The following is a 24695-nucleotide window of genomic DNA, read 5'->3' as shown; positions in this document are numbered from 1 at the left end:
GCCTTTGTCATTGGTACGCCTCTTCTTCGTTCGCCGACTCCTCCATCCTCGGGCTTGACCCGAGGAGCCAGTGCGATGGAGTTCGAGGCTCGGAAATGGACGCTCGGGTCAAGCCCGAGCATGACAGAGGGAGCGGAATAGTCTGGGAAAGCTGAACAGCAGGCAGGCCCGGAAACCGGGCCTGTTCACTTCTCCAGCGTCACCACCGCCTCGACATGAGACGACCAGAGAAACTGGTCGATCGGCGTCACCGAGGTGATGCGGTAGCCGGCGGCCGTCAGGATCGAGAGGTCGCGCGCGAGCGTCACTGGGTTGCAGGAAACGGCGACGACCTTCTTGACACCGGATCGGGCGATCTCGTGACACTGCGTTTCCGCGCCGGCCCGTGGCGGATCGAAAACAATGGCATCAAACACCTTCAGTTCCTGCGCCATGACCGGGCGGCGGAAGAGGTCACGCTTCTCGACCGTCACCGGCTTCAGCCCTTGCGTATTGCGGGCGGCCACGTCGAGCGCCTTCAGCGCCTTGTCCTCGCCTTCGACCGCATGGACGCGTGCCTTGCGGGCGATGCGCAGCGCGAAGGTGCCGCAGCCGGCAAAGAGGTCTGCGACGCGCTTGGACTTGCCGAGATGGTCGAGCACCAGCTTCGCCATCGCTTCTTCGGCCTGTGCCGTCGCCTGCGTGAAACTGCCGGGCGGCGGCGAAACGGAAACGCCGCCGAAATCGATGACCGGCTTCACCGGCTCGACGATGATTTCGCCATTGAGGCTGACGCGCGCGATGCCGCGTTCGCCGAGCACGGCTTCGACCGTGCGGCGGCGCACGCTGTCGTCAAGCTTCTTGATGCCGTCGACGTTGAGATCGAGCCCGGAGAGCGTTTCGAGCACGGTGATGCGGAAGGGCTCGGCATTGACCGCCATCGCAGTGCCGATCCTGGCGATGGTTGCGAGCTTCGAGACGATGCCCGGGCTCGCGATCGGACATTCCGAAATCGCGACGATGTAGTGGCTTTCGGCCTGGTTGAAGCCGAGCAGCAGGTCCTTCTCGGTCTTGCGCGCCGTGAAAACCGCACGCCGGCGCTGGCCCGGCTCGGCGGTGATGAGCGGCGCCACCTCGGGCGTCAGGCCCTTCGACTTCAGGGCGGCGATCACCAGATCGCGCTTGAAACCGTGGTAGAGCGTGTCCGAGGCATGCTGCATCGTGCAGCCGCCGCATGTGCCATTGACGCCATCCGGCCCGAAGTGCCGACAGTGCGGCTCGACGCGTTCGGGAGAGGCTTCTCTCACCGAGATCAGCGTGCCGTGCGATTTGTTGACGGCGAGCGCGACGCTTTCGCCAGGCAGCGTGAAGGGCGCATAGATCGGTCCGTCCGGACCGTCGGCAATGCCGTCGCCCTGGGCACCCAGCCGTTTGACGGTGACGGCTTCGGTGGTCATGGCTTCTTGCCCGCGAGCAGGAATTCGACATTGCCGTCGCCGCCGGCAATCGGCGAGGGGATGAGCCCGAGGCTCTGCCAGCCCATGTCTTCGACGAGCCAGCGCTCGAGTTCGGCGGCAACATCCGGCGCGCTCTCGGGATCCTTGAGCAGGCCCGCCTTGCTGATCGCATCGCGACCTGCCTCGAATTGCGGCTTTACGAGCAGGATGCAGTGCGCGCCCGGCAAGGCCATGTCGAGTGCCGGCGGCAGGGCGAGCTTGAGCGAAATGAACGAGACGTCGGAGACGACGAAGGTGACGTCGCGGTCGTCGATGTCCTCCTCGGTCATTGCGCGGGCGTTGAGGCCCTCGATGCTGGTGACGCGTTCGTCGCCCTCGATACGCGGATGGATCTGGCCATGGCCGACGTCGATCGCGACCACGTGCTCGGCTCCGCGCTTCAACAGCACTTCGGTGAAACCACCGGTCGAAGCACCGATATCGACGCAGCTTTCGCCTGAGGGGTCGAGCCCGAAATGATCGAGCGCCGCGACCAGCTTCAGCGCGGCGCGCGAGACGTAGTCCTGCGCCGGATCATCGATGGTGATCGTCACGGTCTCGGCAAACATGGACGCTGCCTTGGTGACCGTGCGGCCGTCGACCTTGACGGTCCCGCGCTGGATTGCGTCACGGGCGCGCGCGCGGCTTGCGACGAGCCCCGAGTTCAGCAGCAACTGATCGAGGCGGACCCGGTTCTTGTGTTCTTCGTTCTGGCGATCTTCTGACATGTGCTTCTCATGGCGGCTTGCCGGCGCATTGGCAAGCCCCCCGCGTCCACGGCGATCGGAGGACACAGTTAGAAACCCCTAAAAAATAACTGAATATTCACCCAACCTTAAATGATGGATGCGACATTGCGGGGATGTCGCACCTGCATGACGCAGGACTTCCGCCGCAAGCCGGACCTCCCGACACAATCTGTTCTTCCCACCTGACGCCTCCGGGCGCAAGGAGCTGCTGCATGCCGCGTTTTCACCTCAGGATCTCCCATCGCATCGGTCTGCTCGTACCGATCGCCGTCGCCGGTATCCTGGCGATTGTTGCAATCTTCGTCGTGGAGAAGGGCCTCGAGGAGGACTACCGACGGCAGGTGCAGGTGCATCGTGACGCGGAGCGCGCCTTGCTGAGACTGGAGATACAGTTCCTGCAGAACCGCCGTGCCGAAAAGGACTTCCTGCTGCGCAGGGAAGATCTATATGCCGCGGCCCATGACGAAACCGCCGCAAAGGCGCAGGCAACGATGGCCGAGCTCGGCAAGCTGCTCGACAGCTCGTCGACACGGAGCGAGCTGCAGACGATTTCCGAGGGCTACGAGCGCTATCTGAAAGCCTTCTCGGCCGTTGCCGAGGCCAACCGTACGCTCGGTCTCGATCCGGCGGCCGGCAAAGAGGGCGCGATGCGCACCGCCGTCCATGCGGTCGAGGAGTTGTTGAAGCCGATCAAGGACAAGGGGCTCCAGGCGAGCATGCTGACGATGCGTCGCTACGAGAAGGACTTCATCATGCGGCGCGATCACAAATACACGGAGAAGCACGCCGAGGAAGTGAAGGCTTTCACCGGCGCGCCGGCAGAGCTGTTCGGCGGTGCGGACCTGCAGGGCAAGGTCCTGGCGGCGCTCAAGGACTACGCGACTGCCTTCAACGACTACGCGGCTCTTGCGGAGAACGAGACGGCGCTGCGGGCGACGATGTCGAAGGCCTTTGCCGATGTCGAGCCGGTGTTCGAGCAGATGGCGGGCGCCATCGAAGCGGAGAAGGTCAAGTCCGAAACCGAAAGTGCGTCCACCCAGAAGTCGCTCGAGGCGATCGCACTGGCGGCCGTTGTCGCGGCGATTGCTGTCATTGCCGCGACCGTCTTCCTCGTCGGGCGCACCATCTCGCGGCCGATCGTTGCCACCACCCGCTCCATGACCCGCCTTGCCGACGGTGATGTTGCATCGTCGATCCCCTATTCCGGCCGCAAGGACGAGATCGGCGAGATGGCCGGCGCGGTCGAAATCTTCCGCCAGGCGGCGATCGCCAACCGCAGGCTGGAGGCGGAGGCCGCTGAAAACCGCAAACGGGCCGAGGCCGAACGCATTCGCCTGCAAGAAGACGCCGAAGCCGCTGCACAGGCCCGCCTGATCCAGGCGACCTCCGGCCTTGCCGGCGGTCTCAAGCGCCTCGCCGCCGGCGATCTCGCCTTCCAGCTTAGCGAACCCTTTGCGCCCGATTTCGAGCAACTGCGCCACGACCTGAACAGCGCCGTCGCCCAGCTCGGCGATGCGCTGTCGGCAGTCGCCGACTCGAGCCGCTCGATCGACGGCGGCTCGCGCGAGATCAGCGAGAGCGCCGACGACCTGTCACGCCGCACGGAGCAGCAGGCCGCAGCCCTGGAAGAAACCGCGGCCGCCCTCGACGAGATCACCGCCAATGTCGCCAACTCGACGAAGCGCGCAGAGGAAGCCCGGCATGTCGCCGTCGAGGCCAACGCCAGCGCCGCCAAGTCCGGCAGCGTCGTTGCCGATGCGGTCGAGGCCATGCGCCGGATCGAGCATTCCTCCGGTCAGATCTCCAACATCATCGGCGTCATCGACGAGATCGCCTTCCAGACGAACCTTCTGGCCCTCAACGCCGGCGTCGAAGCGGCGCGTGCGGGCGAAGCCGGCAAGGGTTTTGCGGTCGTGGCCCAGGAGGTCCGCGAACTTGCACAGCGCTCGGCGCAGGCCGCCAAGGAAATCAAGGAACTGATCCGCAATTCGTCCGTCGAGGTCGAAGGCGGTGTCCGGCTGGTGCGCGACACCGGTGCGGCCCTACAGGCGATCGGCGACCATGTGGTCACCATCAACGAGCACATGAGCGCAATCGCCGTGTCCTCGCGAGAACAGTCCGTGGGCCTGACCGAGGTGAACACGGCGGTCAACCAGATGGACCAGGTGACGCAGAAGAACGCAGCCATGGTCGAGGAAGCCAACGCCGCAAGCGCCCAGCTTGCCAACGAGGCAGTCCGCCTGCGCGAACTGATTACCCGCTTCACCCTTCCGGGCCAGGCGCGCGCAGCAACGACCGCAGATCTGCGCACCGCCGCCCGCGCCATGGCGGCACCGGCAGCCACGCCCACGCAGCGCTTCACGCCCACCCGTCCGCTGTCACGCGGCAACACCGCGGTGGCGCAGGACGACTGGCAGGAATTCTGATCGACTGATGCAGAACGCAAAAACCCCGGCGATGAGCCGGGGTTTTTGTTTCATGCTATGCGAGGACCTATCAGCCGGCAGCGCCGATGCCGATGTCCTGCTTCTGGCCGAGTGCCTTGAAGACGGTCGAGACGATACCGGCGCGGTCGAGGCCGGCGGCGGCATACATCGCCTCGGGTTTGGCCTGTTCCATCCAGACGTCGGGCATGACCATCGGGCGAACCTTGAGGCCGCCGTCGAGCAGGCCGTCTTCGGCCAGGAACTGCAGCACGTGGCTGGCAAAGCCGCCGACCGCACCTTCCTCGATGGTGATCAGCACCTCGTGGTTGCGGGCAAGCTCGCGGATGAGATCATGGTCGAGCGGCTTGGCAAAGCGCGCATCGGCGACCGTGGTCGAAAGACCGGCGGCGTCGAGGTCTTCGGCGGCCAGCAGACAGTCGGCAAGGCGCGTGCCGAAGGACAGCAACGCCACCTTGGAGCCCTCCTTGACGATACGGCCCTTGCCGATCTCGAGGATCTGGCCCCGCTCCGGCATCTCGACGCCAACGCCTTCGCCGCGCGGATAACGGAACGAGATCGGGCCGGCGTCATAGGCAGCAGCCGTGCGCACCATGTGCTTCAGTTCCGCCTCGTCGGCAGCCGCCATCACCACGAAACCGGGGAGGGTGGCGAGATAGGTCGTGTCGAAGGAGCCAGCGTGGGTCGGGCCGTCGGCGCCGACGAAACCGGCACGGTCGATCGGGAAGCGTACCGGCAGCCCCTGGATCGCCACGTCGTGCACCACCTGGTCGTAGCCGCGCTGCAGGAAGGTCGAATAGAGCGCTGCGAACGGCTTGTAGCCTTCGGCGGCAAGGCCGGCGGCAAAGGTGACGGCATGCTGTTCGGCAATGCCCACATCGAAGCAGCGCGACGGATGGACCTTGGCGAACTTGTCGAGACCGGTGCCCGAAGGCATCGCGGCGGTGACGGCGACGATCTTGTCGTCGAAACCGGCTTCCTGCGTCAGCGCGTCGGCAAAGACCGAGGTATAGGCGGGCGCGTTCGGCTTGGCCTTCGCCTGCGCGCCAGTGATGACATCGAATTTGTTGACGCCGTGGTACTTGTCGGCTGCGGCTTCCGCCGGCGGATAGCCCTTGCCCTTCTGCGTCACCACATGGATCAGCACCGGACCCTTGGCGTTGTCGCGCACATTGCGCAACACCGGCAGCAGATGGTCGAAGGAGTGCCCGTCGATCGGGCCGATATGGTAGAAGCCCATCTCTTCGAAGAGCGTGCCGCCCGTGACGTAGCCACGGGCGTGTTCGACAGCGCGGGTGATCGCCCGGTCGACGGTCTTGCCGAGATAGGCGGTCAGTTTCTTGCCGACTTCGCGGATGCCCATATAGGTGCGGCCGGAGGCAAGACGTGCGAGATAGGCGCTCATCGCGCCGGTCGGCGGCGCAATCGACATGTCGTTGTCGTTGAGGATGACGATCAGCCGCGCGTCGAGCGCGCCGGCATTGTTGAGCGCCTCATAGGCCATGCCGGCCGAAAGCGCACCGTCGCCGATGACGGCAATAACATTGCGGTTCTTGCCGTCGAGATCGGCCGCGACCGCCATGCCGAGGCCGGCCGAGATCGAGGTCGAGGAATGCGCAGCACCGAAGGGGTCGTATTCGCTCTCGGCGCGGCGGGTGAAGCCTGAGAGGCCGCCTTCCTGACGGAGCGTGCGGATACGGTCGCGGCGGCCGGTCAGGATCTTGTGCGGATAGCACTGGTGGCCGACGTCGAAGATCAGCCGGTCATGCGGCGTGTTGAACACCTTGTGGATGGCGATCGTCAATTCGACGACGCCGAGGCCCGCGCCAAGATGGCCGCCGGTGCGCGACACTGCGTCGATCATTTCCGCCCGGACTTCTCCGGCAAGCTGCGGCAGATCCTTGTCGTCGACCTTCTTCAGGTCGTCGGGATAGGTCACCTTGTCGAGCAAGGGAGTAGCCGGCATCGGATTGGTTGGCAGTTGTGTCACGCTGCATGCCTCATGCGCGCCCCAAAGGTCGGGCGCGCGATAGTTGGTGGGTACCGTCGAAGCGGCTCTTTAGACGCAATCGTTGCTGAATGCAAAATTAGGCGTTCCTGCGTCATCAACCAAGAGACTAGCGCATGATTCTGTGAATCGAAATCGATTCAAGCACCATGAGGCAATGTTGCGCGGTTTTCCGCACCCAGCCTGTGCCACTTTAGGTCGCGGTCAGCCCTCGGGGAGCGGAACGAATTCCTCTTCGTCTCCGGGCACGATGTCGAAGCGTCCGCTGCGCCACTCTTCCTTGGCTTTCTCGATGCGTTCCTTGGACGAAGAAACGAAATTCCACCAGATGTGGCGGGACGATCCGAGCGCTGCACCGCCGAAAAGCATGACGTGACAGCCTTGCGGTCCGGCCGTGACCGTGATCTCGTCTCCGGCGCGGAAGATGAGCAACTGGTTGTCGGCGAAATGATCGCCGGCAATGATTGCCTCGCCGGAGAGGATATAGAGCGCGCGCTCTTCCCACTGCGCCGCAAAGGGGGCGCTCTTGCCGGGTGCGATATTGAGGTCGACATAGATCGTGTCGGTGAAGACCGAGACCGGCGACTTCGCGCCCTCGAAATTGCCGATCACCACTCGCGCCTTGATGCCGTCGTCGCTCATATGCGGCAGCATTCGCTCTTCGGTGTGGCTGAAGATCGGGTCGATTTCTTCCTTGTGGTCGGGCAGCGCCAGCCAGGTCTGCAGGCCCGAGATCGAGCGCTCATGACCGCGCTGGTTCTCCGGCGAGCGTTCGGAGTGCACGATGCCGCGGCCGGCCGTCATCAAGTTCACGTCGCCGGGGCGGATGACCATTTCGGTGCCGAGGCTGTCGCGATGCTTGATCTCGCCGTCGAAGAGATAGGTGACGGTCGACAGGCCGATATGCGGGTGCGGGCGCACGTCGATCGCCTCGCCGGCGCGCAGCAGCGCCGGTCCCATGCGATCGAAGAAGATGAAGGGGCCGACCAGGCGGCGCTTCGCCGTCGGCAGGGCGCGGCGAACCTGCAGCCCGCCGATGTCGCTGGTGCGCGGAACGATCAAATGTTCGATGGCGTCGCAGGCGGGCTTGTCGCCGGCGAGCGGGTCGGGGCCTGGAAAGAAAGACATGGCGCTTGCTCCCGTTTTTGCTGTCGCATCAAGTACTAACGCCTATGAAACCAGGCGGGTAGGGGCGAAGCCGGGACGCAGTGTTTCCGCGTGACAATCAATCCGATCTTGGCAATTCCGGGAAAAGCGTAAAGCGGTTTCCGTCCGGAATTGCGATGAGTGATCAGTCGGCGTCGAGCGGCTCCACGCCCTGCGGCTTGCCGGCGCGGTCGAGGCGGATCTTTTCGATGCGGTCCTCGGCTGCCTTCAGCAGGGCTTCGCAGTGCTTCTTCAGCGCTTCGCCGCGCTCGTAGATCTCAATCGATTTGTCGAGGGCGACATCGCCGCGCTCCAGCGCCGAAACGATCCGCTCCAGTTCTTCGACAGCCTGCTCGAAGGAGAGGGTTGAAACGTCCGGTTGCGTGGTGGTGTTCATCGTTACCCTCTCATCAGTCTCAAAATGTGCAGGCCGGCCGATTCGGCCAGTCCCTGAAGGTCATAGCCGCCTTCGAGCAGGCTGACCATGCGGTTGCCGGCGCTGCGATCGGCGATCTCGTGCAGGCGTCCGGTCGCCCAGTCGAAATCCTCGGCGACGAGATTGATCTGCGCCAGCGGATCGCGGTGGTGGGCGTCGAAGCCGGCGGAGATCAGGATGAAGTCCGGGCGGAAGTTTGTTAGCGCGGAAAGGATCCGGCTGCGGAACGCCTCACGGAAATGCTCGCTGCCCATATTCGGCGACAGCGGTGCGTTGACAATGTTGCCCTTGATGCCCGTCTCGTCCTTGGCGCCGGTGCCGGGATAGAGCGGCATCTGGTGCGTCGAGCAGAAAAGCACCGAGGGGTCGTCCCAGAAGATGTCCTGTGTGCCGTTGCCGTGGTGCACGTCCCAGTCGACGATCGCGACCCGTTCGGCGCCGTGTACCTTCTGGGCGTAGCGGGCGGCGATCGCCACCGTGTTGAAAAGGCAGAAGCCCATAGCCTTGTTCTTCTCGGCGTGGTGGCCCGGTGGTCGCGCCGCGACGAAGGCGTTGTCGGTCTCGCCGGTAAAGACGGCGTCGACCGCGGCGGTCGCCCCGCCGATCCCGGTCAGCGCCGCCTCGAGGCTCAAGGGGCTCGCGTAGGTGTCCGCCTCGAAATTGTTGAGGCCTTCTTCCGGAATGGCGCGCCTGACGGCAGCGAGATGCTCTTCCGGATGGGCGAGCAACACGAGGTCTTCGCTTCCCTTCTTCGCCTCGATCCGCTTGAGATCGGAGAAGTTCGGGTGTTCGAGCGCAAGGTTCAGCGCCTTCAGCCGGTCCGGCCGCTCAGGATGCCCCTCCGGAACCTCGTGTTCCAGAAAGACCGGATTTTCATAGAGGAACGTGGTCATGCCCGGAACCTAGTGCGCGCACCCCGCAAGGTCCATGGTGACGCAGCCGAAAGACAGATTTTTCAACAGCGCGGATCGAGCAGCAGCTTGCCGTCGCGGCCCGGATCCGCCTGATGCGCAAGCGCCGCGCCGAGCCGGCTCAGCGGATAGATTTCCGCGATGCGGCTCGAAAAGAGACCCGATCGTAAACCTTCAAAACTCTTGGCGAAGGCCGCTTCGATCGCCGGTCGCCCGGCCGAATGCACCCAGGTGCGCAGCCACAGGAAGGAGAAGCGGATATCAGGCCGCGCCTGGATTGTTGCCTGCGGCACCGGCACGCCGCTGAGCGCTCCATACTGGATGAAGGCGCCGCCGGGGTCGAGCGTGCGCTGGATGAGATCGCCGGCAAAGGGGCCACCGACCGCGTCGATGATCGCATCGAGGCGAAGCTGCAGCACATGACTCTCGTCGCCAAGCACGATGTGGCCGGGGACCTCGGTTGCCAGTCGTTCAGCGCTGCGTGCGCTTCGAACGATGCCGGTGGTATCAGCGCCTTCGCCGGCCAGCAGCTTCATCAGCATGCCGCCGATCGCCGAGCCTGCCGCGGTGACGCCGATACGGCGGCCATCGAGCGAACCGAAATGGGCGCGCAGCGCCTCGATCAGTTGCAGCGCCGTCAGCGGATTGACGTAGCAGGTAGCAGCATCGGTCTCGCCGATATCCTCGGGCACGGCGAAACACCATGCGGCCGGCCGGATCAGATACTCCTGCCACAGACCGCTGGCGCCGATCGGCACAACGCGGTCGCCGATCTTCAGCGATGTCACGCCAGGGCCAATGCGCGACACCGTGCCGAAGCCCTCGAAGCCGGGCACGAAGGGCAGCGTGGTGCGGGCGCTATAGGCGCCGGTCACCGGGATGAGATCGGACGGGTTGATGGCGGCGAGCGACAGCGCCACCTCGACTTCGCCCGCCGCAGGCGCCACGCGTTCGGCGTCGACGAGCGCAATCACTTGCCGGGGATCGCCGAACTGGCTAACGAGGGTGGAGCGCATCGTCAGGGAGCCTCGCATGGACGGCAGGGAGCTGGAGAACGTCACGGAAATCCGCATTCCGTTTCGCGATATAGACATGCACGGCCACATGCACAATGCCGCCTATTATGCCCATGCGGAGGCGGCACTTTCCAGCCTCTGGCGCCACCGTCCGCATGTGGTGAACGAGCCGAGCTATCTCGTCCGTCGCTCGGCCTGCGTCTATCACCGTGGCTTGCGCTACGACGAGCCGGCCCGTCTTACCGTCAACGTGGCGAAGGTCGGCGGTAGCTCGATCAGCTTTGTCGTCAAGGTCGAAGCGCGCGGCCAACTCGCGGCCGAAGTCGAGGTTGTCTGGGTCGCGGTCGATCCGCAGCGCCACACGCCCCTGCCGCTGCCTTCAGCGACGCGCGAATGGCTGGCGGCCTATTCGGTCTAGCCCAAGCAATTCCAGGAAAAGTGCGAAGCGGTTTTCCGTCCGGGATTGCGGACCAAGAAACCAATTCCAGGAAAAGTGCGAAGCGGTTTTCCGTTCGGAGCTGAGCTGCTTAAACCGGATGGACCGAACGAAACAGCGCGACGATGCCCATGCCGCCGCCAACACCCATCATCGCCAGCCCTTCCGTGCCTTGCGGTGATGCCTGCATCTGCGAGAAAAGCCGAACCGTGAGGATCGCTCCGGAGGCGCCATAGGGGTGGCCGAGCGCGATGGCGCCGCCGTCGAGATTGACCCTATCCGCGGCGATATCGAGCTGATCGAGACTGCCGAGCACCTGCGAGGCGAAGGCCTCGTTGAATTCGACGAAATCGACCTTTGCCGGATCGAGAGTCGGTTGTCGGGCTTTCAGCTTCTGCATCGCCGGAACCGGGCCGAGGCCGAGCAGGTTGGGATCGACGCCCGCTGTCGCCGCATCGATGAATTCGAGCGCGAAAGAAACGCCAAGCCGTCGCGCTTCGGCAAGGCTCGTCACCAGGACCACAGCTGCGCCGTCGTTGATCGGGCAGGCATTGCCGGCCGTTACCGTGCCACCCTCGACGAAGACCGGTTTCAGTCTCTGCAGCGTTGCCATCGAGGCATTGGCGCGCGGGCACTCGTCGCGCGACACGGGGCCCGCCACCGTGTCGATCGCCACGATTTCGCGGGAAAACCGGCCGGCCAGGTCGGCCTCGACGGCGCGTCGATGGCTTTGAAGCGCAAAGGCGTCCTGCCGTTCACGGGAGATGCCGCAGGCGGTCGCGACGTTTTCGGCGGCCACGCCCATGTCCGGGTCGCCGATCTCGTCCGGGGCCATGCGGGCACGCTTGACCGGCGCGAGCTCGCCGCCGCGTTCCAGCGGCGGCTGCAGGCGGATATGCGCACGGCTGGCGCTTTCCGTGCCGCCGGCCAGATAGAAGCGCCCGGCGCCCGCCTGGATCATCCGCGCCGCAAGCGCGATCGCCTCCAGCCCGGAACCGCATTGCCGGTCGACGGTCACGCCCGGTGTCGAGACCGGCAGACCGGCTTCGAGAGCGGCGAGCCGGGCGAGATTGCCGGCGCTGTTGGCGGCATTGCCGAGAATGACGTCGTCGATCTCGCTCGCACCGGTATCGCTGAGAATTCGGGCGATCAGCGGTGCCGCCAGCCGTGACGGTTCGATATCGCGAAGCGTGCCGTTGACGCGGCCGATAGGCGTGCGGAGTGCGGCGATGATGACAGGTATGCGTGCCGGGTCATTCGATGAGGTCGAGAGCATCGTTTCCATCCGCGATCCATTGCCTGAGCGTGCCTGCCGCTACCTTGCCCGACTGCGTCATCGGCATGTTCAGGCAGAGCCAGATGCGGCGCGGATGCTTGTAGCGCGGCAGCTGGGCGGCGAGATGACGATCAAGCGCCTCCCGATCGAACATACCACCTTCCGGCTCGATGACGGCGACCAGTTCGCTGCCGAGATCCGGGTGATCGAGGCCAAGCGCGAGTGCCGCGTGAACGCCGGCATCGGCGACGAGGACCGCTTCCACTTCCTGCGGGTAAATGTTGTTGCCGCCCGAAAGCACCATGCCACCAGCGCGGCCGAGAAGATGCAGGGTGCCGCATTCATCGAGGAAGCCGACATCGCCGACCGTCGCCAGCGACCCAAGACGATGGAACCCGGCGCCGTCGGCGCCGCCGATATAACCGTCGGAGATGAGGGCGCTGTCGACGAAGATCGTGCCCGTCTCACCGGTCGGCAGCTCGTCCCCCTTGTCGTCGCGAATGCTGAGTGTGACGCCGGGAAAGGCGCGGCCGACGGCGGTGGCCGAAGCGGTGTCACCCTTGGTCGCAACGCTGATGAAGCCCAGTTCAGAGGCGCCGTAATATTCGATGATATCGGCTTGCGGAAACGCGAGCGCCGCGCTGTCGCGATCGTTTTCGGTCAGCTTGGCACCCGCGACGGTGATCTGTTTGACCGACATTTGCGGCCGACCGGCGGCTGCCGCGCAGAGCCGCCGCAGCACCGTCGGCACCAGCGCCAGTCGCTGGACCGCCTTCGCCTCGATAACGGACATCGCCCGGGATGCCTCGAAATGTGTGGCCCCGATGAATTCGGCGCCGGCGACGAGGGTTTCTGCAAGCGCATAAAGTGTCAGCCCGTGCGCGAGCGGACCGGGCGCAAAGGTGCGGGTGGCGCGGCCGATGCCGAAGAAGGGCTCACCCGTGGCCAGGCTCCTGCGCCACGAGCCACGATCGCGGATGATCGCTTTTGGCGTGCCCGTCGTGCCCGAGGTGAAGACGATGAGGAATGGCTCGCCGTCTTCGCCGACTGCGAGCGGCTTTCGCTCGTTGCCATCGGTCTCGCCGAAGGTCCGCGTCTCGCCGCTTGCGGGCGCTTGAAGCGACAGGTTGACACCATCGGCACTGATGATGAGATCGGGCGACAGGCGATCGCGCATGGCCTGGCGCGTCGCCTCAGGCAAATGCGGGTCGATCAGCGCGACGCAGTTGCCGCCACTGGTGGCGGCAAGCAAGGCCGCGGCGAAGAGCGGATGATTGCCCGCCTCCAGCGCGATCAGCCGTGCGCGATCGCCGAGCACGCTACGGCGCGCAGCATTTCCAGCCAGCTCGTCGAACGTTTCGGCAAGCGTCCCGGCGGCGCGTGCGAGGTCACCGAAAGTGAAAACCCGGCCTTCGATTTGGAAAGCCGGGGCATGCGGATGTTCTTCCGCGTGGCGATGGATCGCGGCGGCAAACGGCATCGGCTCAGGCGCGGGCCGGCAGCAGCGGATAGCCGGCGTAGACGGCGCGAGCGGCAAGCGTCGCGATCGCAGCCTTCAACAGGTCGCCCGGAATGAAGGCGAGCGAGCCGGCAGCAACGGTCATGAGCGGGGTGCCGTTGACGGCGGAAACCCAGGGCATGCCGATCGCATAGAGCACGACGATGCCGCCGAGGACGGAGGCGAGGAAGAAGCCGACGAACTGGCGCGTTTCCGCCTGGCCTTCACGCACGGCGCGCTCGGCGATCAGGCCGGTGACGAAGGTGGCGATAACCCAGCCGATGATGAAGCCGCCCGACGGGCCGGCAAAGACCGCAAGGCCGCCGCGGCCGCCCGAAAGCGCCGGCAGGCCAATGGCGACCAGCAGCAGGAACAGCAGGAAGGCGAGCGCGCCGCGCTTGGCGCCGAGGATGCAGCCGGCCAGCATGACGCCCATGGACTGCGCGGTGATCGGGACCGGAATGAAGCCGAGCGTGATCGGCGGGATGAGGCCGAGCACGACGACGATCGCGGCGAAGAGGGCGATGAGCACGAGATCTCTGGTATTCATGTAGTTCCGGTTCCCTGTCTTTTAGAATTCGCGAATTTATTGACGGCGAAATCCGCGCGCGTCAATCGCCGCGGCAATCGTATCGGCATCCTTCAGCGTCAGGATGATCAGCGGCCCGATGATCGTCAACGGCCGGACAGGCAGTCCGCGGGCGCGATGGGCTTCGCGGATCGCCTGATAGCGCGCAAAGATATCGGGAACGAAGCGCAGCACCAGCCCGAGCGCCAGGCTCACATCGGCCGCCTTCAGCCAGCCAAGCCGCTCGAGCGGGCTCAGGAGAATGGTGATCTCGTCCATGAAGGCGCTGATCGTCGTTGTCGCCGTGACGGCGGCAGCGAAAAGAACCAGCGCCATCAGCCGCAAGGCCAAAGTCGCGACCTCGGAAACCGAGAGGTAAAAGAGATTGACAGCCGCCAGAAAGAAGATCGTCAGGAAGACGAAGCCGACGCGCTTCAGCGCTTCCTTGGGCGAGAGACCGAGGGAGAGATAGAGAGCGGCGGCAACGACGAAGGCGATCGCCTGAACCGCGAGTGAGGCGCTCAGAAAAAGCCCGATGCTCGACGCCACGAGTGCAATCAGCTTGACCCTGACCGGCAGCCGGTGGAGCAGGCTGTTGCCCTCGATATGCAGGCTCGTCAGCATCCGGCGATCTCGTGATAGTGGCGGATCGCCTCTTGCGGGTTGCCGTCGAACGCAAGCCGGCCCTCATGGAAGAGCAGCAGCCGTTCGACAGTCTCGACGAGCCCGAGATCATGGGTGATCACCACCGTATCCTCCGGCAGGTCGTCGATCGCTGTGGCGACACGGCGCCGGTTCTTCAGGTCGAGTTGGTTGGTCGGCTCGTCGAGGATCAGGATCTTCGGATCGGTAACGACGACGCTCGCCATGGCGACGAGCTGTGTTTCTCCGCCCGAGAGCTCATGCACGCGCCGCCTTGCCAGGTGTTCGATGCCGAAGCGCGAAAGTGCCGCCTGCATCCGGCGATCGATCTCGTCGCGCGAAAACCCACGGTTCTTCAGCCCGAAGGCGATGTCCTCGGCAACAACAGGCATGATCAGCTGGTTGTGCGGATTCTGGAAGATGAAGCCGGCCTCGGAAAGCACGGCGCGATCGTCCTTGACGGTATCGAGCCCGTTGACCGTGACGCCGCCGGAGGAGGGCTTCACCAGGCCGTTGATCAGGCGCGCGAAGGTCGTCTTGCCGGAGCCGTTGAGGCCGATAATGCCGATGCGTTTTTCGTTGAGCGTGAGCGTCAGGGGGTGCAAAGCCACCCGCTCGCCGAAGCGGACCGCGCAATCGGTAAAGCGGATGTCCATTCCGTTCCTCGCTGTCTCCGGCCCGCGCCGTTTTCGGGTTGCTCTATAGGCCAAGTGCGACAACAAGGGCAATGCGGTCCCGGGATCGATGCTCTATTTGAATTATGGGAATATAAGCCTATTCTCCTCGCCATGACGATTCGCCTTTCCAACAGCGACGCCCGTCGCATCTTCCTCGCCAAGCAGGGCCTTTCAGGCGCGCCCAACCGCGCGCTCGGCAAGGAGGGCCTGCTGAAGCTCATCCACGACATCGGCTTCGTGCAGGTCGACAGCATCGCCACGGTGGAGCGTGCTCACCACCAGATCCTGTTTTCCCGCAACCAGACCTATCGTCGGGAACATCTGACGGCGCTTCTGGAGGACGATCGCGACCTCTTCGAGCATTGGACCCACGACGCCTCGATCATTCCCAGCAGCTTCTTCCGCTATTGGAAGCATCGCTTCAAGTGGGAAGGCGAGACGATCGTCGAGCGCTGGAAGGCGTGGCGAGGCGAGGGTTTCGAGAAAGGCTGCGACGACACCTATCAGCGCATTGCCGAAGGCGGCCCGGTGCTTGCCCGCGATCTGAAGGAAGCCGAGCACCAATCCGGTGGCTGGTGGAACTGGCATCCGTCGAAGACGGCGCTGGAAGTGCTGTGGCGCACAGGCAAGCTTGCGATCGCGCGGCGCGAGAATTTCCAGAAGGTCTACGATCTCACGGAAAGAGTGATCCCGCCGCACCACAACGAGGGTGACGTCAGCCATCCGGAATTCATCGACTGGGCCTGCCGCAGCGCGTTGGAGCGTCTCGGCTTTGCCACCCATGGCGAGATCGCCGCCTTCTGGGACCTGGTATCGCCCGAGGAGGCGAAGACCTGGGTGGCCGAACATCGCGACGAACTCGTGGAAGTGCAGATCGAAGCGATCGATGGCGGACGTCCGCGTGTCTCCTACGCCTTCGCCGGGTTTCCGGAAGCACTCGGGGATATCCCCGAGCCGCCCGGCCGGGTGCGCGTGCTCAGCCCCTTTGACCCCCTCTTGCGCGATCGCAATCGCACGGAACGGCTCTTCGGCTTCTTCTATCGCATCGAGATCTTCGTCCCCGAAGCCAAGCGCGAATATGGCTATTACGTCTTCCCGTTGATCGAGGGCGACCGGCTGATCGGCCGCATCGACATGAAGGCGGACCGCAAGCGCGGCAGCCTCGATGTCCGCAGGCTCTGGCTCGAAAAGGGCGTCCGCGCCTCGGCCGGACGCCTGGAGCGCATCGATGCGGAGCTCGATCGGGTTGCCCGCTTCGCTGGCGTCGAGCGCGTGGAACGGCTCGATGGCTGGAACGCGTCGCTATAGCGACCTAAACCGCCGCATGTTTGCGTCGATCGGTGCGGATCAGGGAAACATGCAGTTGGTGATATTTTCCTTGGCTTGAACCCGCCGCCTTCCTAAATGGAGGCGATAGAAATTCCTGACGCGGGAGCGTGCCACTATGAACACCGATCTGATGAGCCTCTTCGATGCCGACGAGGCAACGGTCCGCAAGGTTCTCTCGGAAACGCTCGCCGGTGCCGACGACGGCGAACTGTTCCTCGAACATGCCCAGGCAGAGGTGCTGTCCTTCGACAATGGCCGGCTCAAGGGCGGCAGCTTCAACACCGACCAGGGCTTCGGCCTTCGCGCCGTTGCCGGCGAAGCGGTTGGTTATGCCCATTCCGGCGAGCTTTCCCTGTCGGCACTGCGCCGCGCCTCCGACGCGGTGGCGCAGGTGACGCGCGGCTATGCCGGCTCCTACGCCGCAGCCCCGCAGCGCACCAACAAGAAGCTTTATGGCGACGAAAACCCGATCGGCGCGCCCAGCTTCGAGGCGAAGGTCGCGCTGCTTCAGGAAATCGACGCCTATCTGCGCGCCAAGGACCCCAAGGTCCGACAGGTGACGGCGACCATCGCCGCAAGCTGGCAGGTCGTCGATATCCTGCGCGCCGACGGTCATCGGGTCCATGACGTCAGGCCGATGACGCGCATCAACATCTCCGTCGTCACCGGCGATGGCGACCGCCAGGAAAGCGGTTCCTTCGGCACCGGCGGGCGTCGCGGCTTCGGCGATTTCGTCACCGAGGAAAACTGGAAGATCGGCGCCGACGAGGCGCTGCGCCAGGCGCTCGTCAACCTCGAAGCGATCGACGCGCCGGCCGGCACAATGGATGTAGTGCTTGCCTCCGGCTGGCCGGGTGTCATGCTGCACGAGGCCGTCGGCCATGGCCTGGAAGGCGACTTCAACCGCAAGAAGACTTCGGCTTTTGCCGGCCTTTTGGGCGAGCAGGTGGCTGCCAAGGGCGTCACGGTCGTCGACGACGGCACGATCGAGGCGCGCCGCGGCTCGATCTCGATCGACGACGAGGGCACGCCGTCCGGCTACAACGTGCTGATCGAGGACGGCAAGCTCGTCGGCTACATGCAGGACCGGCAGAACGCCCGGCTGATGGGCATGCAGCCCACCGGCAACGGCCGTCGCCAGGGGTATGCCCATGTGCCGATGCCGCGCATGACCAATACCTACATGCTCTCCGGCGACAAGACGCCGGAGGAAATCATCGCCTCGGTGAAGAAGGGCATCTATGCAGTCTCCTTCGGCGGCGGTCAGGTGGACATCACGTCGGGCAAGTTCGTCTTCGGCTGCACCGAGGCTTACCTGATCGAAAACGGCAAGATCGGCGCGCCGGTCAAGGGCGCCATGCTGATCGGCAACGGCCCAGACGCGATGAAGCGGGTGACCATGGTCGGCAACGACACCAAGCTCGATACCGGCATCGGCAATTGCGGCAAGGCCGGCCAATGGGTGCCGGTCGGCGTCGGCCAGCCGCATCTGCGCATGGACCAGATCACGGTGGGCGGCACGCAGGCGTAAGTTCCGGTGGCGGTCTTCGTGCTTTCGTTCCTGTCGCCGGAGACCGCCACGCCCAGCCACGAACTGCGGTTCGATGGCGATCCGGGAGACATCGCGCGTGCCCTGGACCTGGACGGCGGCGCCATTGCCGACCATGCCTGTTACCTGCTTGACCGCAAGGATCTGACTGCGCTTGCCTCAGCGCTCGGGTTTGCCTTTCCGGATACGGGGGAGGAGGCTCTGCTTCGCCGGCCGCACCGGATCGATGCAACGCCCTACCTCGTCCATACCGGCTACGAACTTCCGCTGATGCTGGAAGGGCGCAAGCCCTTTGCCTATTTCGGCGACGATCCCGCCTCGCCTTGGCTCGACGAAACGAAGGCGCTCTTTGCCCCGTATGTCGCCGCCGGAGTGCTGGTGCTGGACACGTTCGAGCTGGCAAAGATTTGCCCGACGACCACGGGAAGCGAGAAAGAGGAGCGGGTCCGTTATCTCGCCTATGCGCTGCCGGGCGAGACCTGGCGCTTCGAGCGGTTCAGGACGCGCTGCGACCAGCTCTTCTACAATTGGCGTCCATGGACGGATGAGGATGAGCGCGAGGAGGGGCGGCTTCTCGGCTACAGCGAAGAGCAGTGCGACTGGTGGATGGCCAATCGCGCCCACAGAGCCGCAAGCGCGTGAAGCTGCGGCGAACCGCTGCCGTCAGCCGCGCGACGGCAGCATCATGCAGTCATAGGAGCGCTGCTTGAGCGCGTCACAGGCGGCCGCGGCCGCATCCTTGCTCGAAAAGCCGACGAAGCGGGCGCGGTAGATCGCCTTGGCACCCTTACCGACGGCTTCCGTATAGGGCGTGGCGCCTGCGAGCGGCGCACCGGCCTCCGAGCGCGCCTGCGCCAGCAGCATGCGCGCAGCCTCGGCCGAAGGTGCGGCCGAAATCTGGATCTGCCAGCCGCCTGACGCTGCCGGAACTGCAGCGGTCGTTTCGATCTCGGCAACCTCGGTCGGGCGTTCCGCGGGGATCGCGGTCGTCGACGTCGCCGCAATCAGGGCAGCAACCGAATCCTGCTTGGCCCGCTGCGGTGCGGCGTAGGGCATCGGAACCTCGGATGTTGCGACCGCGGCCACTTCGACGGGGGCTTCGACCGTCTTGCCGCCGCGCGTCGACGCCACGAGCTGCCGTCCACCCTTGGCCGCCTTGCCAACGTGGCGATCGAGAAGGGCCGCCATCTTGGCGTCGCGGCTGCGCGCCGTCTTGCCGCCGAGCACGACGCCGACCACCCGGCGATTGCCGTCCTTGACGGCGCTGACCAGGTTGAAGCCGGAGGCGTTGGTGTAGCCGGTCTTGATGCCGTCCATGCCGTCGTAGCGATACATCAGGTTGTTGTGACCCCGCACCTTGCGGCCGCGGAAATTGAAGCTCTCGGTCGCAAACAGCCGATACTCCCTGGGGAAGTCGCGCATCAGCGCCACGGCAAGCGTCGACATTTCACGCGCTGTCGTCACCTGCTTGCTGGCCGGCAGGCCGGAGGCATTGATGAAAATGGTCTTGCTCATGCCAAGCTGCCGCGCCTTGGCGGTCATCATCCGGGCGAAATTCGCCTCGGAGCCGCCGAGCTTCTCGGCCATGGCGGCCGCCGCATCGTTGCCCGAGCGCACGATCATGCCGAGGACCGCCTCGCGCACCGTGATCGTCATGCCGGACTTGAGGCCGAGACGCATCGGCGGCTTGGCGGCCGCCGCCTTCGAAACCTTGATCTTGCTGTCCCAGGAAAGCTTGCCGCTCTTCAGCGCCTCGAAGGCCATGTAGACCGTCATCATCTTGGTCAAGGAGGCCGGATGGTTGAGGACATCGGCGTTTTCGGACGAGAGGACCTTACCGGTGCGCGCATCCAGAACCAGCGAGGCGCTTCCGGCGACGGCGGTCGCCGTCCCGAGCGCCAGTGCGAAGGTCGCCAGCAGGAGGCAGCGCAGAGTTTTCATGTCGATCCCCGTCGAAAGGCGCCCGCGGTCAGGCGCAAAGCTGTTTCGTTTTGTGACAAGATCCGTGTCTTTGCTGCAACTTTAGGGCGGAATGTGGCAAGCCGACCTTGTTTTCGGGGTTGTGGTAAATGGCCGATGAACGCTCTCCCCGTTCAACAAGGTTTAACGCCCTCGCCGTTAACTTTCCAGGCTTGCAGGCCGTGCGGGGAGCGCTTGGGCCAGATTTTGGGGGCGACCATCAAGGGCATGATCAGGACAATTGTTCGCCGCGCCGCAATTGCCGGCGGGCTGGAAGTCGCCGGGGGCCTGAGCCGCGCCGGGCTGATGGCCGGCGCGCGCGGGCAGGGGGCGGTCTTTACGCTGCACCATGTCCGGCCGAAGCTTGCCCGTGCCTTCGATCCCAACGCCCATCTGGAGATCACGCCGGAATTTCTCGATGTCGCGCTGCGGACGCTGAAGCGCGGCGGCTATCGCTTTGTCCCGCTCGAACACTTGCCGCAGGCCTTGGCCGCCAAGGGCGAACCGGTGGCCTGCTTTACCCTCGACGACGGTTACAGCAACAATCTCGAGCACGCGTTGCCGGTCTTCGAGCGCCACCAGGCGCCGTTCACGGTGTTCGTTGCCGGCGGTTTCGTCGACCGCACCCATACGCTTTGGTGGGAAACGCTCGCCGATATGCTCGAAACGAACGAGACGCTACACTTTGACTTCGGCGGCGGTGTAGAAACACTGCAGGCGTCGACAACGGCCGAAAGACAGGCCGTTTTCAATCGTATCGCGGCGTTCATTCACGGCCATGACGAGGCAACGGCGATCGCTTCCTTGAACGCTGCCGCTCGTGACCGCGGCATCGATCCCCTGGCGATCACCGAAAAGCTGACACTGGACGAGGCCGGGTTACGGCGCCTGATCGAAAGTCCTCTGGCGAGCCTCGGCGCCCACACGATCAGCCACCGCGCGATCGCGCGCCTGTCGGATGCCGAGGCGAAGCGAGAGATCGAGGGATCGCTGCGGCGCGTCGAGGCGATTACCGGTCGGCGACCCCAGACCTTTGCCTATCCCTATGGCGACGCGCCGGCGGTATCCGTACGCGACCATCGCATCGTCGCCGATCTGGGTCTTACCTTGGCCGTCACCACCCAACCCGGAACGCTCACGGTGCGGACGCAATCCAGCCCTTATGCGCTGCCGCGCATTTCGCTGAACGGCCATTTCCAGCGCGCCCGCTATGTCTCGGCGCTGGCATCCGGCATCCCTTTCCGCCTGGCGGCCGGGTAGAAAAAGCGAGTTGGAAAGCCGAGCGCTTCGGCGTCAATTGAAGGCAAAAGCCATGAGAATGCTGTCCTGGTAAACGCCTTCGTGTTTCCAGTCGCTGATGCGGCGGCCTTCGATTTGGAAGCCGAACTGCGCATAAAGCGCCCGGGCCGCAACATTGTCATGAAGAACGGAGAGCTCGATGCGTTCCAGCCCCCGTTCGCGGGCGCGCTGCATCGCCAGTCGCAGAAGCCGGCCGCCGATTCCCTTGCCGCGATAGGTGGCGAGGAGCCCCATGCCCAAGGTGCCGACATGCGCGCGAACGGGCGAAGCATCCAGCCGGATATCGCACCAGCCGACGACGTAATCGTCGACCGCGACGATCTGGGTTGCCCGGGCGCGATACAGGTCGGTCATGTATGCGGCAAAGCCGTCGAAGGGTGGAGCGCTTAGCCGTAAAAGCCAGCGGCCTTCCTGGGCAACCTCGTCAAGGCAGCGGTGACAGCCGGCGACATCGTCGAGCGTCGCGTCACGAACATCGATCGTCATCAAAAGGCACTCGATGAAAACGCCCGGCTCAAGCCGGGCAAAGGATAATATCCGCTCGGCCACCTGCATGGCCGGGCGTCGTCATTGCATCTGGCGTCTCTCTTGAAAGAGACAGGCAGGCTACGGGTACATACGTACCTTTTCCCAGCCGCCTTCGGGCGTTTCGCGGCGAAACTCCATCCGGTCGTGCAGCCGGAACGGGCGGTCGTGCCAGAATTCGATCGACGTCGGGCGGATGCGGAAGCCCGACCAGTAGCTCGGGCGCGGGATTTCGCCGAGGGCGTGGCGGGCGGTGTATTCGGCGACGGCCTTCTCCAGCGCGAAGCGGCCTTCGAGCGGTCGCGACTGCTTCGAGGCCCAGGCGCCGATGCGGCTGCCGCGCGGCCGGCTCTTGAAGTATTCGTCCGCCTCCTCGTCGGTGACGATCTCGACCGGGCCGCGCACGCGCACCTGCCGACGGAGCGATTTCCAGTGAAAGCACATCGCCGCCTTGCGGGCGCCGAGGATCTCCTCACCCTTCTGGCTTTCGAAATTCGTGTAGAAAACGAAGCCGCGTTCGTCGAACCCCTTGAGCAGAACCATGCGGACATTCGGCAGCCCGTCGGCATCGACGGTCGCGAGCGCGACCGCGTTCGGGTCGTTGATCTCGCTGCCTTCCGCGTCCTTCAGCCATGTGCCAAACAGGGAAAAGGGTTCATTTGATTCGGTGAAGTCACCGCTTGTTAACTCATTCGCCGCCATTATTGCGTTCCAATGCCGTGATGTCTGGCGCGGAAATGCTTCGGGATGAGCCCGACCGGTGTTTCCGCATCGAAAATGTCGGAGCCTGTATGTTGACCTTGTCGAGAAACGTGCGGCTCCAGCGAGTCTGACAGGATTGCCGTGCAAGACATAGCAAAGTGGATCGACGCCAAGAAGGGGTATTCCTTCGCCTTGCTACGTAGCGCGGCAATTTGCCTGCCGGTCCTGGCGCTGTCCGGCTGCATGGGGGCTGGCCTCGACCTTTTCGGCAGCGGTGTCGACCGCACGGTTTCGACGGGCACCGTTCCCGTCGCCAAGACCTCCGATGGCCTTTCCGACGCTGTGATGGTTCGCAATGCCGTGACGTCGGCCGAGCTCAACAGCGGCGCCATCAACCCTATTCCCTGGGCCAATGCGACCTCCGGCAGCGCCGGCGTCATCAGCAGCATCCAGGAAGACCGCGCCAGCGGCATGCTCTGCCGCCGCTTCACCACGACGCGTCATTCTTACGAGGGCATCGCCAAGTTTGACGGCAGCACCTGCCAGGGCGGCGACGGCGCCTGGTATCTGACGAGCTTCGGCCCGCGCGCCTGAGCGGCGCCCGACCCAAGTCGTTGAAATCGGTGGTTAACCACGTTTCGGCAAATGCGCGCATGACGGCCCACGATGCCGTCCCAATGGCCGCATGAGGACCCGTGGCTAACCACTATTTAGCAACTTCTCCTGATCATCGGCATTCAACGGACGGGCGACGATGGCGCCCGCAATCGGGGCAAAGGCGGGCGTCAGGGAGCGGCCGCCGATCAGAGAAGATGGTAAAACCATGCGTGATCCCTATGTGATCCTCGGGGTACGGCGAAATGCCGGGCAGGATGAAATCAAGGCCGCCTGGCGTTCGCTGGCAAAGGCCGTGCATCCGGACCACAACCAGGACGATCCCAACGCCGCCGAGCGTTTTGCCGAGGCCGGCAAGGCCTACGAGTTGTTGCGCGACCCGAAGCTCAGAAGCCGCTACGATTATGCGCGCCGCGAGGCCGAACTTCGTCGCATGGAGGCGATGAAGGCGAAGATGCGGCCTCAGGAAGAGGCGCCGGTCGACGCCGAGACCGCCGAGGACGCCATTTCACAGATTTTCGGTGCGGAGACCCGCACCAAGTCGGCCCGGCCCTCGCCAAAGCCGACGCCGAAACCGGCACCCAAGCCCGCTGCGGCGGCGAAGGAGCCGGAGCGTCCGGCCCAGGCTTCCGAGAGCAAGCCGGAACCAACGCCCGAGCCCCAGCAGGAAAGCGTGCTCAGGACCGAGGCGCCGCTGATGCAGCGCGCAGCCGCACCAGCGGCAGAACTTGTGGCGGCGATCGTCCGGCGCATCCGGGGGCGCGCGGCAAAGACGGCCGAGAAGGTGCCTGATCTTCCCGTCGATCTCTCCGTCAGCATCGACGACCTGATCAACCGCCAGCGCCTCTCCGTCGAGCTTCCTGACGGCGAAAGCCTGAAGGTGCAGATCCCACCGGGCGCCGTCGACGGTCAGAGCATTCGTCTGGCGGAGCAGGGCTATCGGGTGACCGGCATGACCCGGGGCGACGTCGTCGTCACGCTCAGGGTCGATCAGGGCGGGACGTTCCGTACCCGCGGGCTCGATCTCATGACCACCTTGCCGGTCGACCTGCAGGGCGCCGTGCTCGGTTGCGAACAGGTGCTCGAAACTCCGGTCGGGCAGGTTACCGTGGTCGTTCCGGCCTGGTCCGGCTCGGACAAGGTCATCCGTCTTGCGGGCAGGGGGATGCCCGGCGCTTACGGTACGCATGGCGACCTGCTGGTCGAATTGCGACTGGTTCTCCCCGACGCGCCCGACGACAAGATCACCGATTTAATGAAGTCGCAACGCGACGGCCTCTATCTGTGACAGGCCATTTGTGACAGTTCGCTGACACACTGACCCAATATTACGGGGACTAACAGTTCCTGATCTCAGCCGCGCTTGAACCACCCTTGCGGCTATGCCATAGGCAATTCTCGACATTTTGCCGCACCCGTTCTCGTGGGGCGTCTT

The 24695-nt window shown here is 64.6% G+C and carries 23 protein-coding genes; 8 read left to right on the top strand and 15 right to left on the bottom strand.

Features of this window, described 5'->3' with window-relative positions; translation table 11 throughout:
• Positions 1–185: 185 nt before the first annotated feature.
• On the bottom strand, positions 186–1436 hold the full coding sequence (locus tag IB267_RS10990) for a class I SAM-dependent RNA methyltransferase (protein WP_192447604.1): 1251 nt from the start codon (positions 1434–1436) through the stop codon (positions 186–188).
• Complete coding sequence (locus tag IB267_RS10985) at positions 1433–2203, bottom strand: TlyA family RNA methyltransferase (RefSeq protein ID WP_192447603.1); 771 nt, start codon at positions 2201–2203, stop codon at positions 1433–1435. The genes IB267_RS10990 and IB267_RS10985 overlap by 4 nt, the downstream gene beginning before the upstream one ends.
• 233 nt (positions 2204–2436) lie before the next feature.
• Here IB267_RS10985 and IB267_RS10980 point away from each other — a divergent pair, with 233 nt between their 5' ends.
• Positions 2437–4650, top strand: coding sequence for a methyl-accepting chemotaxis protein (locus tag IB267_RS10980; RefSeq protein WP_192447602.1), 2214 nt, complete (start codon positions 2437–2439; stop codon positions 4648–4650).
• 70 nt (positions 4651–4720) lie between these two features.
• Here IB267_RS10980 and dxs read toward each other — a convergent pair whose 3' ends face one another.
• The 5 genes from dxs to IB267_RS10955 all read right to left on the bottom strand — a co-directional run bounded on the left by dxs (position 4721) and on the right by IB267_RS10955 (position 10185).
• Positions 4721–6634, bottom strand: coding sequence for a 1-deoxy-D-xylulose-5-phosphate synthase (gene dxs / locus IB267_RS10975; protein ID WP_034801149.1), 1914 nt, complete (start codon positions 6632–6634; stop codon positions 4721–4723).
• A 246-nt stretch (positions 6635–6880) separates the two neighbouring features.
• Complete coding sequence (locus tag IB267_RS10970; protein ID WP_192447601.1) at positions 6881–7804, bottom strand: pirin family protein; 924 nt, start codon at positions 7802–7804, stop codon at positions 6881–6883.
• A 163-nt stretch (positions 7805–7967) separates the two neighbouring features.
• The gene (locus IB267_RS10965; RefSeq protein WP_173515809.1) at positions 7968–8219 is read right to left on the bottom strand and encodes an exodeoxyribonuclease VII small subunit; all 252 of its coding nucleotides are present in this window, start codon (positions 8217–8219) and stop codon (positions 7968–7970) included.
• Positions 8220–8221: 2 nt separating this feature from the next.
• The gene (locus IB267_RS10960; RefSeq protein ID WP_192447600.1) at positions 8222–9151 is read right to left on the bottom strand and encodes a histone deacetylase family protein; all 930 of its coding nucleotides are present in this window, start codon (positions 9149–9151) and stop codon (positions 8222–8224) included.
• 62 nt (positions 9152–9213) lie between these two features.
• A complete protein-coding gene (locus tag IB267_RS10955) occupies positions 9214–10185 on the bottom strand; it encodes a zinc-dependent alcohol dehydrogenase family protein (protein ID WP_192447599.1) in 972 nt (323 codons plus the stop codon).
• Between the two features lie 16 nt (positions 10186–10201).
• Between IB267_RS10955 and IB267_RS10950 the strand changes: the two genes are divergently transcribed.
• The gene (locus IB267_RS10950) at positions 10202–10603 is read left to right on the top strand and encodes a thioesterase family protein (RefSeq protein WP_043619822.1); all 402 of its coding nucleotides are present in this window, start codon (positions 10202–10204) and stop codon (positions 10601–10603) included.
• 109 nt (positions 10604–10712) lie between these two features.
• On the opposite strand, the gene IB267_RS10945 is transcribed toward IB267_RS10950, so the two are convergent.
• The 5 genes from IB267_RS10945 to IB267_RS10925 are packed head-to-tail and all read right to left on the bottom strand — an operon-like array spanning position 10713 to position 15261.
• Complete coding sequence (locus IB267_RS10945) at positions 10713–11897, bottom strand: thiolase family protein (RefSeq protein WP_192448300.1); 1185 nt, start codon at positions 11895–11897, stop codon at positions 10713–10715.
• Positions 11875–13377 carry a class I adenylate-forming enzyme family protein gene (locus IB267_RS10940; protein ID WP_192447598.1) on the bottom strand — a complete coding sequence of 501 codons (1503 nt, stop codon included), beginning with the start codon at positions 13375–13377 and terminating at the stop codon, positions 11875–11877. The genes IB267_RS10945 and IB267_RS10940 overlap by 23 nt, the downstream gene beginning before the upstream one ends.
• Before the next feature lie 4 nt (positions 13378–13381).
• Positions 13382–13945 (bottom strand): biotin transporter BioY, encoded by a 564-nt coding sequence (locus tag IB267_RS10935; RefSeq protein WP_192447597.1) that lies wholly within the window; start codon positions 13943–13945, stop codon positions 13382–13384.
• A 36-nt stretch (positions 13946–13981) separates the two neighbouring features.
• A complete protein-coding gene (locus IB267_RS10930) occupies positions 13982–14587 on the bottom strand; it encodes an energy-coupling factor transporter transmembrane protein EcfT (protein WP_192447596.1) in 606 nt (201 codons plus the stop codon).
• Positions 14581–15261 (bottom strand): energy-coupling factor ABC transporter ATP-binding protein, encoded by a 681-nt coding sequence (locus IB267_RS10925; RefSeq protein WP_192447595.1) that lies wholly within the window; start codon positions 15259–15261, stop codon positions 14581–14583. Before IB267_RS10925 ends, IB267_RS10930 begins: the two co-directional genes overlap by 7 nt.
• A gap of 132 nt (positions 15262–15393) precedes the next feature.
• Here IB267_RS10925 and IB267_RS10920 point away from each other — a divergent pair, with 132 nt between their 5' ends.
• The 3 genes from IB267_RS10920 (at position 15394) to IB267_RS10910 (ending at position 18802) form a co-directional block, all read left to right on the top strand.
• The gene (locus tag IB267_RS10920; protein ID WP_192447594.1) at positions 15394–16590 is read left to right on the top strand and encodes a winged helix-turn-helix domain-containing protein; all 1197 of its coding nucleotides are present in this window, start codon (positions 15394–15396) and stop codon (positions 16588–16590) included.
• A gap of 136 nt (positions 16591–16726) precedes the next feature.
• Complete coding sequence (gene tldD, locus IB267_RS10915; RefSeq protein ID WP_192447593.1) at positions 16727–18142, top strand: metalloprotease TldD; 1416 nt, start codon at positions 16727–16729, stop codon at positions 18140–18142.
• A gap of 6 nt (positions 18143–18148) precedes the next feature.
• Entirely contained in the window at positions 18149–18802 is a 654-nt protein-coding gene (locus tag IB267_RS10910; protein WP_192447592.1) for a hypothetical protein, read from the top strand.
• A gap of 21 nt (positions 18803–18823) precedes the next feature.
• Here IB267_RS10910 and IB267_RS10905 read toward each other — a convergent pair whose 3' ends face one another.
• A complete protein-coding gene (locus IB267_RS10905; protein WP_082006094.1) occupies positions 18824–20101 on the bottom strand; it encodes a D-alanyl-D-alanine carboxypeptidase family protein in 1278 nt (425 codons plus the stop codon).
• A gap of 246 nt (positions 20102–20347) precedes the next feature.
• Between IB267_RS10905 and IB267_RS10900 the strand changes: the two genes are divergently transcribed.
• Positions 20348–21379, top strand: coding sequence for a polysaccharide deacetylase family protein (locus IB267_RS10900; protein ID WP_192447591.1), 1032 nt, complete (start codon positions 20348–20350; stop codon positions 21377–21379).
• A gap of 33 nt (positions 21380–21412) precedes the next feature.
• Here the strand turns inward: IB267_RS10900 and IB267_RS10895 are convergent, their stop codons facing one another.
• Complete coding sequence (locus IB267_RS10895) at positions 21413–21904, bottom strand: GNAT family N-acetyltransferase (protein WP_192447590.1); 492 nt, start codon at positions 21902–21904, stop codon at positions 21413–21415.
• A gap of 120 nt (positions 21905–22024) precedes the next feature.
• On the bottom strand, positions 22025–22645 hold the full coding sequence (pdxH, locus tag IB267_RS10890) for a pyridoxamine 5'-phosphate oxidase (RefSeq protein ID WP_043619841.1): 621 nt from the start codon (positions 22643–22645) through the stop codon (positions 22025–22027).
• Positions 22646–22786: 141 nt separating this feature from the next.
• Between pdxH and IB267_RS10885 the strand changes: the two genes are divergently transcribed.
• Both IB267_RS10885 and IB267_RS10880 read left to right on the top strand, forming a co-directional pair.
• Positions 22787–23239, top strand: a complete 453-nt coding sequence (locus tag IB267_RS10885; protein WP_034801195.1) for an RT0821/Lpp0805 family surface protein — start codon at positions 22787–22789, stop codon at positions 23237–23239.
• Positions 23240–23468: 229 nt separating this feature from the next.
• Positions 23469–24548: a DnaJ C-terminal domain-containing protein gene (locus IB267_RS10880; RefSeq protein ID WP_192447589.1), complete on the top strand. Its 1080-nt coding sequence runs from the start codon at positions 23469–23471 to the stop codon at positions 24546–24548.
• The last annotated feature ends 147 nt before the right edge of the window (positions 24549–24695 follow it).

The sequence above is a fragment of the Ensifer sp. ENS09 genome, assembly GCF_014852425.1.
Lineage (GTDB): Bacteria > Pseudomonadota > Alphaproteobacteria > Rhizobiales > Rhizobiaceae > Ensifer.
The sequence above is the reverse complement of the archived record's forward strand: the minus strand, read 5'-3'. Positions and strand labels throughout refer to the sequence as shown.

Excerpts from the sequence above, each read along its gene's own strand:
- IB267_RS10960 (WP_192447600.1), bottom strand. The coding sequence starts at position 9,151 with ATGACCACGTTCCTCTATGAAAATCCGGTCTTTCTGGAACACGAGGTT.
- IB267_RS10940 (WP_192447598.1), bottom strand. The coding sequence starts at position 13,377 with ATGCCGTTTGCCGCCGCGATCCATCGCCACGCGGAAGAACATCCGCAT.
- IB267_RS10945 (WP_192448300.1), bottom strand. The coding sequence starts at position 11,897 with ATGCTCTCGACCTCATCGAATGACCCGGCACGCATACCTGTCATCATC.
- IB267_RS10880 (WP_192447589.1), top strand. The coding sequence starts at position 23,469 with ATGCGTGATCCCTATGTGATCCTCGGGGTACGGCGAAATGCCGGGCAG.
- IB267_RS10925 (WP_192447595.1), bottom strand. The coding sequence starts at position 15,261 with ATGGACATCCGCTTTACCGATTGCGCGGTCCGCTTCGGCGAGCGGGTG.
- IB267_RS10985 (WP_192447603.1), bottom strand. The coding sequence starts at position 2,203 with ATGTCAGAAGATCGCCAGAACGAAGAACACAAGAACCGGGTCCGCCTC.
- IB267_RS10895 (WP_192447590.1), bottom strand. The coding sequence starts at position 21,904 with ATGACGATCGATGTTCGTGACGCGACGCTCGACGATGTCGCCGGCTGT.
- IB267_RS10965 (WP_173515809.1), bottom strand. The coding sequence starts at position 8,219 with ATGAACACCACCACGCAACCGGACGTTTCAACCCTCTCCTTCGAGCAG.
- IB267_RS10935 (WP_192447597.1), bottom strand. The coding sequence starts at position 13,945 with ATGAATACCAGAGATCTCGTGCTCATCGCCCTCTTCGCCGCGATCGTC.
- IB267_RS10920 (WP_192447594.1), top strand. The coding sequence starts at position 15,394 with ATGACGATTCGCCTTTCCAACAGCGACGCCCGTCGCATCTTCCTCGCC.
- IB267_RS10990 (WP_192447604.1), bottom strand. The coding sequence starts at position 1,436 with ATGACCACCGAAGCCGTCACCGTCAAACGGCTGGGTGCCCAGGGCGAC.
- IB267_RS10900 (WP_192447591.1), top strand. The coding sequence starts at position 20,348 with ATGATCAGGACAATTGTTCGCCGCGCCGCAATTGCCGGCGGGCTGGAA.
- IB267_RS10950 (WP_043619822.1), top strand. The coding sequence starts at position 10,202 with ATGGACGGCAGGGAGCTGGAGAACGTCACGGAAATCCGCATTCCGTTT.
- IB267_RS10930 (WP_192447596.1), bottom strand. The coding sequence starts at position 14,587 with ATGCTGACGAGCCTGCATATCGAGGGCAACAGCCTGCTCCACCGGCTG.
- IB267_RS10970 (WP_192447601.1), bottom strand. The coding sequence starts at position 7,804 with ATGTCTTTCTTTCCAGGCCCCGACCCGCTCGCCGGCGACAAGCCCGCC.
- IB267_RS10905 (WP_082006094.1), bottom strand. The coding sequence starts at position 20,101 with ATGAAAACTCTGCGCTGCCTCCTGCTGGCGACCTTCGCACTGGCGCTC.
- tldD (WP_192447593.1), top strand. The coding sequence starts at position 16,727 with ATGAACACCGATCTGATGAGCCTCTTCGATGCCGACGAGGCAACGGTC.
- dxs (WP_034801149.1), bottom strand. The coding sequence starts at position 6,634 with ATGCCGGCTACTCCCTTGCTCGACAAGGTGACCTATCCCGACGACCTG.
- IB267_RS10955 (WP_192447599.1), bottom strand. The coding sequence starts at position 10,185 with ATGCGCTCCACCCTCGTTAGCCAGTTCGGCGATCCCCGGCAAGTGATT.
- IB267_RS10980 (WP_192447602.1), top strand. The coding sequence starts at position 2,437 with ATGCCGCGTTTTCACCTCAGGATCTCCCATCGCATCGGTCTGCTCGTA.
- pdxH (WP_043619841.1), bottom strand. The coding sequence starts at position 22,645 with ATGGCGGCGAATGAGTTAACAAGCGGTGACTTCACCGAATCAAATGAA.